This is a genomic window from Salinicoccus sp. ID82-1, from assembly GCF_021991715.1.
Classification (GTDB): Bacteria; Bacillota; Bacilli; order Staphylococcales; family Salinicoccaceae; genus Salinicoccus; species Salinicoccus cyprini.
Genome location: NZ_JAGFLY010000002.1, coordinates 38,932 through 50,562, shown reverse-complemented (window position 1 = coordinate 50,562; position 11,631 = coordinate 38,932). Strand labels below are relative to the sequence as shown.

The 11,631-nt window shown below is 49.2% G+C and carries 13 protein-coding genes; 8 read left to right on the top strand and 5 right to left on the bottom strand.

Going from position 1 to position 11,631, the window contains the following annotated elements; all coding sequences use genetic code 11:
- The first annotated feature begins 11 nt into the window (after positions 1 to 11).
- From J4760_RS05770 to J4760_RS05755, 4 genes are all read left to right on the top strand, one after another.
- Positions 12 to 359 carry a PadR family transcriptional regulator gene (locus J4760_RS05770; RefSeq protein WP_237605074.1) on the top strand — a complete coding sequence of 116 codons (348 nt, stop codon included), beginning with the start codon at positions 12 to 14 and terminating at the stop codon, positions 357 to 359.
- Positions 331 to 1,176: a hypothetical protein gene (locus J4760_RS05765; protein WP_145289846.1), complete on the top strand. Its 846-nt coding sequence runs from the start codon at positions 331 to 333 to the stop codon at positions 1,174 to 1,176. Before J4760_RS05770 ends, J4760_RS05765 begins: the two co-directional genes overlap by 29 nt.
- 234 nt (positions 1,177 to 1,410) lie before the next feature.
- The gene (locus J4760_RS05760; protein WP_237605073.1) at positions 1,411 to 2,772 is read left to right on the top strand and encodes a PepSY-associated TM helix domain-containing protein; all 1,362 of its coding nucleotides are present in this window, start codon (positions 1,411 to 1,413) and stop codon (positions 2,770 to 2,772) included.
- Complete coding sequence (locus J4760_RS05755) at positions 2,772 to 3,236, top strand: FixH family protein (RefSeq protein WP_145289840.1); 465 nt, start codon at positions 2,772 to 2,774, stop codon at positions 3,234 to 3,236. The genes J4760_RS05760 and J4760_RS05755 overlap by 1 nt, the downstream gene beginning before the upstream one ends.
- Positions 3,237 to 3,349: 113 nt before the next feature.
- Here J4760_RS05755 and J4760_RS05750 read toward each other — a convergent pair whose 3' ends face one another.
- On the bottom strand, positions 3,350 to 4,954 hold the full coding sequence (locus J4760_RS05750; RefSeq protein WP_237605072.1) for a MutS-related protein: 1,605 nt from the start codon (positions 4,952 to 4,954) through the stop codon (positions 3,350 to 3,352).
- A gap of 245 nt (positions 4,955 to 5,199) precedes the next feature.
- Here J4760_RS05750 and J4760_RS05745 point away from each other — a divergent pair, with 245 nt between their 5' ends.
- The 3 genes from J4760_RS05745 to J4760_RS05735 are packed head-to-tail and all read left to right on the top strand — an operon-like array spanning position 5,200 to position 7,784.
- Positions 5,200 to 6,042, top strand: a complete 843-nt coding sequence (locus J4760_RS05745; RefSeq protein ID WP_237605071.1) for an ABC transporter ATP-binding protein — start codon at positions 5,200 to 5,202, stop codon at positions 6,040 to 6,042.
- Positions 5,975 to 6,754: an ABC transporter permease gene (locus J4760_RS05740; protein ID WP_237605070.1), complete on the top strand. Its 780-nt coding sequence runs from the start codon at positions 5,975 to 5,977 to the stop codon at positions 6,752 to 6,754. Before J4760_RS05745 ends, J4760_RS05740 begins: the two co-directional genes overlap by 68 nt.
- Before the next feature lie 28 nt (positions 6,755 to 6,782).
- Positions 6,783 to 7,784, top strand: coding sequence for an ABC transporter substrate-binding protein (locus J4760_RS05735; RefSeq protein ID WP_145289829.1), 1,002 nt, complete (start codon positions 6,783 to 6,785; stop codon positions 7,782 to 7,784).
- Between the two features lie 79 nt (positions 7,785 to 7,863).
- Here J4760_RS05735 and J4760_RS05730 read toward each other — a convergent pair whose 3' ends face one another.
- Positions 7,864 to 8,637, bottom strand: coding sequence for a hypothetical protein (locus J4760_RS05730; RefSeq protein WP_237605069.1), 774 nt, complete (start codon positions 8,635 to 8,637; stop codon positions 7,864 to 7,866).
- Positions 8,627 to 8,965, bottom strand: coding sequence for a PadR family transcriptional regulator (locus J4760_RS05725; RefSeq protein ID WP_237605068.1), 339 nt, complete (start codon positions 8,963 to 8,965; stop codon positions 8,627 to 8,629). Before J4760_RS05725 ends, J4760_RS05730 begins: the two co-directional genes overlap by 11 nt.
- A gap of 170 nt (positions 8,966 to 9,135) precedes the next feature.
- Here J4760_RS05725 and J4760_RS05720 point away from each other — a divergent pair, with 170 nt between their 5' ends.
- Entirely contained in the window at positions 9,136 to 10,047 is a 912-nt protein-coding gene (locus J4760_RS05720) for an SDR family NAD(P)-dependent oxidoreductase (protein WP_145289819.1), read from the top strand.
- 45 nt (positions 10,048 to 10,092) lie between these two features.
- Here J4760_RS05720 and pdxT read toward each other — a convergent pair whose 3' ends face one another.
- Positions 10,093 to 10,674 carry a pyridoxal 5'-phosphate synthase glutaminase subunit PdxT gene (gene pdxT / locus J4760_RS05715; protein WP_237605067.1) on the bottom strand — a complete coding sequence of 194 codons (582 nt, stop codon included), beginning with the start codon at positions 10,672 to 10,674 and terminating at the stop codon, positions 10,093 to 10,095.
- Entirely contained in the window at positions 10,674 to 11,558 is an 885-nt protein-coding gene (gene pdxS, locus J4760_RS05710; protein WP_237605066.1) for a pyridoxal 5'-phosphate synthase lyase subunit PdxS, read from the bottom strand. Before pdxS ends, pdxT begins: the two co-directional genes overlap by 1 nt.
- Between the last annotated feature and the right edge of the window lie 73 nt (positions 11,559 to 11,631).

The window sequence follows — 11,631 nt, the reverse complement described above, 5'->3', positions numbered from 1 at the left end:
GATGTGATATTTTGAAGTCGCAAATGTTGAAGGGCATTCTCGAAGGATGCATATTGAAACTGATTGAGAAAGAGACACTCTATGGCTATGACATTATCATCCGTCTGAAGGAATTCAACCTCAGCATGGTCAGCGAAGGCAGCATCTATCCCCTACTCCACAAGCTGCAGAAGGCCGGATATATTACCGGCAGGCGTGTCAAATCTGCAGAAGGGCCAATGCGGAAGTATTATAAGATCACCGAGGCAGGCAAAGAGTACCTCGAAGAATTTGAGCTCCATTGGCAGGAACTGGACGATGCAGTCAATCAGATATTTGAGGAGGATCCCAATGACTATCCCGCTCGAAAGAGAATATAGACATATGCTATCGACACTCGATGAGCCAGATCGGCTGCATTTCCAAGAGCTTGAAGGTGTACTTGATGCCCATTATGTGGATGCAGCCGAAAAGTGGGATATCCTCCACGAAATGATGACGCACTTCTATGAAACAGAGCACACATCCTTCACCGAAATGTTCGGAAGTGATCCGAAGTCCTATGCGCTCGATCTGGCTTCAAGCACAGGCAGATCACCCGGCGGTTTCTGGCGTGACTACAAACTCATGCTCGGCTACTATACATTCATCTACTTTCTATGCGTCATCATTGTCGGCCGCCTGGCCTTTTCATGGCTCCTGATTGCCGTGCCTTTCCTGGTTCTCCTCATGGTCCCGCTGATGAATAGAAGCATCAAGCAGCAAGCGTTCAGAGGACCTGCCAAACAGACAGTGACCACCATCCTGTTCATTGTTCTTTTTGCAGGCACGAAACTCTACATCATATTCTCATTGCATGACCGTTTCGACCAGTTCTTCCTGTTCAACCATGAAAGCAGCATATTTACCATTCTCAGAGTGATGATCATGATCGCAGTCATCTTTGTCGGTATCAAAATCTTTCAATACTCAAAGGGCCTGTTCCAGAAAGCATTTGCCAGTGTGCTTATACTCTATGCGATAAATTCGATACTACAGACCTTGGAAGTCATATGGCCGGGGCATACAATCTTCAATGAGATTATCGATATCGCTACCATCGTGACGGTCATTGCATTTGCCATCCATGAGCTTAAAAATGAAAACAGGTTCTGGAACCGTAAAAATATCGACAGTGATGCAAGCAGAATACAATGACGATCCATTACAGCGAACGACCAGTGAACCTCTGGTCCGTTCGCTTTTTATTTTCTCTTGAACGTACTGTGACTGATCCATTCTGCCAGATCTGTCGTATATGTAATAACTAATCCGGATAATGCCAACCCTTTGAATTGGATGGAATTTTGTCGCCTTTATTACATTTTCGCCTTAACCCTATTTCTTAAGCATGCTATCATATATAATTTGACGTATTGAGGAGGAAATGAATTGAAAAAAACGCAAAGGAAACGCTATGCTGCCATATGGCGTTGGCATTTTTATGCAGGCATCATCATTACGCCGATACTGCTCCTTCTTGCCATTACCGGCTCAGTCTATCTCTTCAAATATGACATAGAAGCCGCTTTATATAAAGATTATTATCAGGTGGAGGCCACGGGAGAGCGTCTGGCGCCTGAAGAACAAGTAAATATTGCACAGAATGAAATAGAAGGCAGTGTCACCCGCTACCGCCCAGGTGAAGATCCCGAGCGCTCTGCTGAGGTCGCCATCGCAACCGAGGACGGAACTTCCTATACAGTCTTCGTCGATCCGTATGAGGGGACAGTTCTCGGTATACTGAATGATGACAGGCGCATCATGGATATCATTGAAAAGGTCCATGGTGAGCTGATGGCCGGTACGGTAGGTGACAGGATCGTCGAACTCGCTGCCTGCTGGACGATCATCATGATCATCACGGGACTCTATCTCTGGTTTCCAAGAAAAGCGAAGGATATCAGCGGCATACTGCTCCCCCGTCTGAAGCAGGGCAGGAAGATCATGATCCGCGACCTTCATGCTGTCACTGGATTCTGGTGGTCCGGCGGTCTGCTCCTCTTCCTTCTGACCGGCATGCTCTGGACCGGACTGTGGGGCAATAGTGTGCAGAATATCACCACCATGAGTGGTGCCGGCTATCCACCGTCCATCTGGATCGGACCCGCACCGGAATCCGGTGTGAAAACCGAAGAGATTGCAGATGTCTCGTGGGCAGCAGAAGATCTGCCAGCACCGAGGTCTGAAAATCTTTCCGGCCGCCTTCCAGTCTCCATCAACGATATTGTCGCCAGTGCTGAGGAAATGGGTGTCCATCCTACATATGATATCTTCTACCCAAGTGGTGAGACAGGGGTGTTCACACTGTCGACCTTCCCGAACCAGGCTCAGGATGAGGCCACTGTCCATATTGACCAGTATTCCGGAGTCACCCTTGCAGACTACCGCTTCCAGGACTACGGCTTCATCGGAAAAGTCATGGCACTCGGCATCACCACCCATAAAGGACTCCAGTTCGGGCTGATCAACCAGCTGTTCGGCCTTGTCATATGTCTCGGCCTCATCAGCATGATCATCACCGGCTTCTGGATGTGGCTCAAAAGAAAACCGCAGGGCAATACCGGTGCACCTGCCTCCGACAGGCTGATCCATCATAAAGTACCTTTCATCATTCTGATTGTATTGGCAATATTCTTCCCGCTTGTCGGAATTTCATTGATTGCAGTGTTCCTTTTCGATCTGCTTATCGTACAAAGAGTACCGATGCTCAGAAAATGGCTGAATGTCAAAGAGAAACGGAGGACTGATTGATGTATAGGCTACTGTTCGCCATCTTCGCAACAGCCCTGCTGACCGCCTGCGGCAGTGTAAGCAGTGAAACCCATGAGAAGTATACCGATATTCCTGAAATATCAGTGACAATGGATGCACGTGGCATTCCGGATGCAGCAGAAGACCAGCCACTCTTCATCGAGGTCAATAAAGACGGGAAAAACGTTGATACTGCAGACGTCAGTGTGGAAGTATGGAATGCAGCGGAAGACCCTTCGACCAGCACGACATATTCTGCCACACGTAGAGAAGACGGAATATACGTTGCACCCATTGATATAGAGATGACCGGCCTCTATCTTGCAAAGGCGCATGTATCGACCGGCGAAATAAAAGCCACACCACTCCAGTATTTCATGGTCGGCCACCTTAGCGCCAATGAATTCGATCTGCTCGAAGAACTTGTACCCGGAGAGAACAATGCTGTTGGAGGCCACCACTAGCATAAATCATATATAAAGAAGAAGGTTTTTCACTTGCCCTGTCGAGGTGCAGCGAAAAACCTTTTTTTATTCCATATTAACTGATGATTGCATCGAATTCGTTTTCCCAATATCTATTGACTGATCACCTTGCGCTTCGCTTCCTGATAGACTGCATCCGGAAAATCGTAGAGTCTGAGCAGTTCGATGGCGTTGGAGGTCGAAGCGACACCTTCCCGCAGCTTGTAGTCGAAGTAGATGTCATCACCTTCGAGATGTTCCCTGAAGTGGTAGAAGGTATACTGGTCTCGAAGAAGATGGGTCAGTTCCATATCATGGGTTGCCGCAATGACGAAAACGTCTGCTCTTTCATTCAGATAGCGCAGTACCGTTTCTGCTGCAGCGACTCTCTCCACAGTATTGGTCCCCTTGAAAATTTCATCGATGATGCAGTAGACATTGCCGCTGAAGTGCTCCACTTCCTCCATGATCCGCTTCAGTGATTTTATTTCGCTGATGAAGTAGCTGTCCCCTTCGATGACGCTATCCGTAATATCCATCGAGGAAATGACTTTGCCCGGCTTGTACTTGAAACCCGTGCTCGTCGATGTGTTGAGACCGTTGCTTATGATGACGTTGAGACCGAGTGCCTTCATGAAGGTCGATTTGCCGGCAGCATTCGATCCTGTCAGCAGAATGTCGTTATCATATTCCAGATCGTTTTCCACCGGATCTGCGAGCAGAGGATGATAGAGATCATCCGTGCTAATGTGCGCCGCTTCCGCTTCTTCCGGCACAGTATAGTAGGGCAGCGTCTCCCGCCAAAGTGCCACACTGTAGTTCACGTCCAGTTCGGCCAGATAGCGCCAGCTTTCCTCATATAACGTGTGGTTCCTGCTCAGTGATCTGATGATCTGGTGGTACAGATGATAGTCCAGAAGAAACGCGGATTTCAGTCCAATGAACAGCTGGATCCCGATGTTCATTTCACGCGTGCTTTCATCTGTCACAGATAGCGGGCTGATGAATGACAGCCGCTTCAGCCCTTCGCGGTTGTATTCAGGATTGAGCTTCCCTGCTGCAATGATGATATTGATGGCGTGGAAGATATCCGGATAGTCGAATCCTGTCGAGGCCTTGTGTTTTTGCGATATGGAGAGATTGGCGCCGAGCCCTCCAAGTACTGTCGCAATTGCCAGTAGTGGATGGATGAAGAACAGGAATACGCCGATGATCGGCAGCAGAGACAGCAGTATGAACAATGGGTTATATTCCATTCTTGGTCTGAATTCATACATGAACTTGCTTGTGTCCGAGTTCCTCGATTTGCCCAGTTTAGCAAGCGCATATGAAATCCGCTCCCGATATGAACGGTCATCCGTCAGCCTCCCGATCAGATCTTCGTCAATGACGCTGCTTTCGGTCGCATTCCTGAGCGAGGCATACAGCAGTTCATCACCGATCGTCGTAAATGTAAAGTTGATCTTCGGCAGCAGCTGGCCGACGTCGAGATCGCTCCATGTCTGGTCATCCACCACATTCCGATCATCCGTATCTTCATTTTCCATGATATTAACGAAATAGTTATGATAATGAACGTAGGGATTGTTGTTGTCGGATAAAGCCTGCTTCCTATCCCATAGTGTTTTGATATCACGCTTCATCTTATATTTTTCATAAATGCCCATCCCTATGGAAAGCAGGAAAGTCAGCGCAACGACAGTCAGAATCAAATACAACGTTTGAATAAAAATCACCCGTTCCAATAGATTATGTATACATCCACATTATACAGAAGTTGGAAGGTTCAATCTGTCGGAAACCATCATGAATTACAAAATAACTTTCACTTTTCCTCGACTATCAGCACCCGCCCCCAATAATCAGCATTTTATTAATTCCTACTTATGCACTTGTAATTAATTTTCCTCTCATATATAATTCGTATCATATAACTATGGATTAAAAGGAGGGCAGTTATGCCATGAAAGTGGATCTGAATAAAGTGAACAAATCATATACCAAAGGAAAAAACGATTCGCTCCATGTACTCGAGGACATCGACTTCAGTATTAAAGAAGGAGAATTCGTATCTTTGCTCGGTCCCTCCGGATGCGGCAAGTCGACCATCCTGAAGCTGATTGCAGGACTGAACCATCCGACATCAGGCGACCTCAAGGTCAATGGTACACCTGTTGAAGGGCCCGGCACCGATCGTGTCGTTGTATTTCAGGAAGGCGGCCTCTTCCCATGGATGACCGTGCTGGAGAATGTTACATATGGTCTTAAAATCAAAAAGATGAAGCGGATCGAAGCAGAAGAGAAGGCAATGGAAGGTCTACGGATGGTCCATCTGGCCAACTTCACCAATGCCTATCCTCATGAACTTTCAGGCGGCATGAAGCAACGTGTGGCGATTGCCCGGGCCCTTGTCATGGACCCGGACGTCCTGCTGATGGATGAACCTTTTGCTGCTCTGGACGAGCAGACCCGCCTGATACTCCATCAGGAGCTTCAGGATATCTGGCAGAAGACAGGCAAGACGATTCTGTTCATCACCCACAATATCCGGGAAGCATTGACGCTATCCGACCGGGTGCTCCTGATGAGCACGCGACCAGGCACGATTAAGCAGACATTCAATGTCCAGGCTTCAAGACCGCGCAATCCTTCCGACAGTATCATCGTCGATCTGGAGAAGCGTGTAATGGCTGAACTGGAAGAAGAGATGAATAAAGTACTGAAGGAGGAATTTGGCGATGACTACCGTTATAAGACGGATTCTATTCGTGACCGTGATAATAGCGATATGGGAAGTCATATCTAAACTGCAGCTTTTTCCGACTTTCATGTTTCCGCCCCTGATCATCCCCAATGATCCGGGGGGTGTCACCGTAATGAAGACACTGGTTGATGGCATAATATCCGGTCAGATACTGGAAGCGACCGGCATCACTCTCGGGCGCCTTCTTATCGGATTTTTCATTGCTGTCATACTCGGACTGACGTTCGGGTTTCTCATTGCCCGTTATAAATGGGTCGATGATACACTGGGGTTCTTCGTTACTGCACTGCAGTCCATACCGAGTATCGTATGGTTCCCTCTCGCAATCGTCTGGTTCGGCCTCGGCAATGTCGCTATACTGTTCATCGTGGCCATCGGGGCGACATGGACGATGACCGTCAACTCGAGTGCCGGATTCAAAAATGTGCCGAGCATCTATATCGATGCCGCACGGACGCTCGGGGCTTCAGGTCCCCACCTGCTCAGAACCGTCATCATACCCGCTTCAGTGCCGCACATCATATCGGGACTGCGCGTCGCCTGGGCATTTGCATGGCGTGCCATCATGGCCGGTGAGCTGCTCGGCGCTTCAGGCGGCCTCGGGTATCTGCTCGACCTCGGACGGTCCATCCAGGCCATGGATCTCGTCCTCTCCATCATGATCGTCATCGGCATCATCGGAACCATCATCGACAGCCAGGTATTCCTGAGAATGGAGCGCTCCGTCGCAAGGCGATGGGGCCTCAGAACGTAAATCCAATACGAGAGGATAGATCAATTTTATGAAAAAAATAATGGCCCCACTTGCTGCCCTGCTGCTTGTACTTATTGCAGGATGCGGCGGCGAAAACAGCAGTGCTGAAAATGGCGCTGAACAGGTGCGCATCGCTTATTTCCCGAACTTTACACATATCGCAACAATCGTTGCATTGGAACAGGGTTACTTTGAAGAGGCATTCGGAGAAGATATCACTATCGAAACCATGACTTTCCCGAACGGCAGTGCCTTCATGGAAGCATTGTCCACTGATGAATTCGATATCGGTACTGTCGGTCCGACACCTGCTACAACGACGTATCAGCGCAACTCGGGGCATGAAATCATTGCCGGTGCTGTAAACGGAGGAGCCGTCCTGGCTACAGCAGAAGGTTCAGGTATCGAAAGTGTCGAAGACCTTGATGGCAAAAGTGTCGCTGTACCGACCATCGGCTCCACACAGGACATCATGCTCAGAAAAGAACTGCAGGAAGTCGGATTGAACATCGAGGATGCCGGTGGTACAGTGAGCCTCGTACCACAAGCCCCTGCAGATACATCCACCCTTTTCCTGCAGGGGGATGTTGATGCGGCAGCCACACAGGAGCCTTGGGGCGTCTTCCTGGAAAATCAGGCCGATGCATCCATCCTGCTTGATGAAGAAGAATTCGCCTGGGGTACCGACCTGACTACGACAGTCGTAGCAGCAAACAATGCATTCACAGACAACAACCCGGAACTTACACAGGACTATTTAAGCGCACACCTCCAGGCGATTGAATTCATCGAAAACAACAATGAAGAAGCCGTACAGATCTTCGTTGATCATATCGAGGAGATTACAGGCAATACACTCGACTATGATGAAACACTCGAAGCCAGCAACCGACTGAACCCGGCATATGAAATCAATGAGGATGTACTTCAGGAGATGGCCACAATCAGTATGGAAGCAGGATATATTCCATCTGATGATATTGAGGGTCTCGTAAACAGAGAATTTCTGGATGCGGTCTTGGAAGAATAGAAATGGGAAGGAGGCAGCATGCCAGACGGTATGCTGCCTCCTCGTTTATTGCCAGAATTATCATTTGCCGATAGGCCATTCATGACTCACTTTTCTTACCTTCCTTTTTTCCCGTATATAACAGGATGCTCATGATGACGATGGAGCAGACGAACAGCGAGATGCTTGAAATGATCAGGTAGTTCTCACTCGTCGGCGAAGCGCCATCAGTTACGAACCTTGCGATGAGTTCGGGTGCAGACAGCAGAATCGGCAGTAGTGCAAAGAACCAACGTCTCATGATCAGGGTGACGGCGACTACAATGATGAGTAGTGACAATCCGATGATGAAATTCAAGTTCGGGCTGCCTTCATAGATGACGAATCCCGGATGGGCACGGATCAGGAACTGTCCACCGACCATTCCGGCAAATATGATGATGCCGTATAGAATCGAATAGATATATGTTTTTTTACTGTCCCCAAACTTCAGAATCATCTCTTTCATGACATAGAGCGATCCATAGCCCAGGAACAGAATGACGAGCAGATAATATATGATCATCGAAGTGGATAGCTCGAACTGTCCGCTGATCAGCCTTGGTATGGTGAACAGGCCGAACAGGTAGATGATGAGCTGTGTCCCTTTCTGCTTCAGTCCAGGCTCCAGTGACAGCTCTTCCGATATCGACCGGATATATGACTTCACTGAGCCGCCTGTAACACTGTCGACGCTTTTGCCATGTGCTTCCGCTTCAGTCAGATGATCACGCAATTCCTCCTCCATCTCTTCAATGTCATCGCTGCTTTTGCCCCGGGCCATCAGCTCCACTCTCAGATCCAGCAGAAATTTCTCCGACTTCCTACTCAGCATTTTCAACACTCCTCATCAGATTATTCATTCCTTTATTAAGATAGGTCCATCTGCTTCGAAAAATCTCCAGTTCATGAAGACCACTTTCAGTAATGGAATAGTACTTTCTCTTCGGGCCTCCCGTATCCGATTTCTTCGTCTGCGTACTGACATAGCCTTTCCTGCTCAGCCTCAGCAGCACCGGATATATGCTGCCATCGCTGATTTCCGGAAAATCCTTCTCCTTCAGTTTTTCGAGAATTTCATAGCCATACGTCTCACCCTGGGCAATCAGCCCCAGTATGGCACCATCCAGCAAACCTTTCATCATCTGATCCGATACCGACATAAACTTCCCCCAATCAACTAACTTATAATGTAATATAGTTCATCATAAGGCAGTTGTCAACTATGTTACATAAAAAGATAGTTCGCTGTTCTTTACATGAAGCCACGAGTAATTTCTAGTATTAAGGGAAAAGAAAGATGGAGACTGAATATAAATGGGGGGATCCAATTATGAGCAGCAATCGCGAAGGACTGACAGTTGTCATTGCCGGCGCATCCAGTGGGTTTGGCAAGGAAACCGCAAAGCAGCTTGCTGAAGAGGGCGCCAATGTGGTCATCGGTGCCCGCCGTACCCGACTGATCGAGGAGCTTGCAGACCAGCTCGGTGCATCTGTCATACCTGTAACAATGGATATCAGCAAGGAAGCGGATGTTAAAAAGCTGTATGATACTGCCTTGGACAATTTCGGAAAGATTGACGTGTGGATCAATATGGCCGGCATCGGCCTGATCGGCAACTATACTGAAATACCCGTTGAGGACATGAAGCGCATGCTCGACATCAATGTGCTCGGAACGATGATCGGCAGCCAGTATGCACTGAAGCATTTCAGGCAGCAGAAGAAAGGCACCATCATCAATCTCGGCTCGGTAGCCGCCCAGGTGCCGTTCCCATACTATACAGCCTACAGCGCAAGCAAATACGCCGTGTCATCCCTGAGCTATGCACTGCAGCGGGAAATGGAAGTGGATGGCTATGAGGACATCCACGTCTGCACCGTCCACCCCTGGGCAACGGATACACCATGGTTCGACCATTCGGCCAACTATTCCGGTCACCGCGCCCAGATGAAGCCGATGGACAAGCCGGAAAGTGTCGTCAAAGCGATCATCGGACTGATAGACGAACCTGAGGAAAGCGTGGAAGTCGGCATCAAGACAAAAGGCACCGGCATCTCTGAAAGCCTGCTGCCGGGACTGACCGAGAAATTCAATGCCAATTATGTGAAGAGTGTCATCGAAGATGCACCGGAAGCACCATATACGTCAGGCAGCCTGCATGAACCGATGGAAAGCGGCACTGAAACCTCAGCCGGTATGAAAACTCGGATGAAAGCGGATAAGAAATATAATAACGACTGATACGAAAAACTGCCAGACCTCGTTTTAGGTCTGGCAGCTTTATTTCTAGACAGTCATTTCCTTTGAAATGTTCTCTTTTACCATATCCATGAAATACTGATGGAACACGAGTGAATCCGTCAGCTCCGGATGGAAGGAGATGCCGAGGTGGCGGTCGGAGCGCACAGCAACGATCTTGCCTTCCGCTTCCGAAAGTACTTGTACACCCTCTCCGGCCAAAGCGATATGCGGCGCCCTGATGAATACGGCGAGTGCACGTTCTTCCACGCCCTCGACCGTAAGCTCAGCTTCGAAGCTGTCGACCTGTCTGCCGAAGGAATTCCTCTCTACCGCTATGTCCAGTTTGCCGAGATGCTTCGTCTCTTCACCGACGACCTCACGAGCGAGCAGGATGACGCCGGCGCATGTGCCGAACATCGGCAGTGTGCTCGATCTGAGAACTTCTGTGAAACCGTAGCGGTCCATCAGCCTTCTGATGGCTGTCGATTCCCCACCAGGCAGGATGAGCCCATCAATCTCGGACAGCATCTCCACTTTTTTGACAAGCACCGCTTCCTCACCGCACGCTTCGACCATCCGCTGGTGCTCCCTGAATGCACCCTGTAATGCGAGTATGCCGATTTTCATTACCAGCCACGCTCCTGCATCCTGTCTTCCAGTGACAGCTGGCTGATTTCGAGGCCTTTCATCGCTGTACCGAGCTCCTTGGCGAGCTTGCCGATCAGTTCATAGTCCTGGTAGTGTGTTGTCGCCTCGACGATGGCTTTCGCAAATTTCTCCGGGTTATCGGACTTGAAGACGCCGGATCCGACGAAGACACCATCTGCACCGAGTTCCATCATCAGTGCCGCGTCCTGCGGTGTTGCGACGCCTCCTGCTGCGAAGTTGACGACCGGCAGCTTGCCGAGGGCCTTGATCTCTTTCAGAATCTCATAAGGCGCACCGTGGTTCTTCGCTTCAGTCATCAGCTCGTCATCGCTCATCACAGCAATCTGACGCACCTGCTGATTAACCATTCTCATATGTCTGACCGCTTCAACAATATTGCCGGTACCGGGCTCCCCTTTTGTTCTAAGCATGGACGCGCCTTCTGCGATACGTCGGGCTGCTTCTCCGATATTGCGGCAGCCGCATACGAACGGGACTATGTAGTCGTCCTTCTTGAGGTGGAATACTTCATCGGCAGGCGTCAGCACTTCCGACTCGTCTATGTAGTCGACACCCATTGCTTCAAGTACTCTTGCTTCCGTAATATGTCCGATCCTGCATTTTGCCATGACCGGGATGGATACGGCATTCATTACGTCTTCCACAATCCTCGGGTCACATGCCCTTGCCACACCACCGGCTGCCCGGATGTCGGACGGGACGCGCTCAAGTGCCATGACTGCGACTGCACCGGCTGCTTCAGCCACACGCGCCTGCTCCGCATTGACAACGTCCATGATGACACCGCCCTTCTGCATTTCGGCCATTCCTCTTTTGACTCTCTCTGTACCTGTCTGCTGCATTCAAAACGACTCCTTTATTTTCAGATTATTATATCGTAGTATAGAGATAAATCTGATTACCTGAAAGTATCAG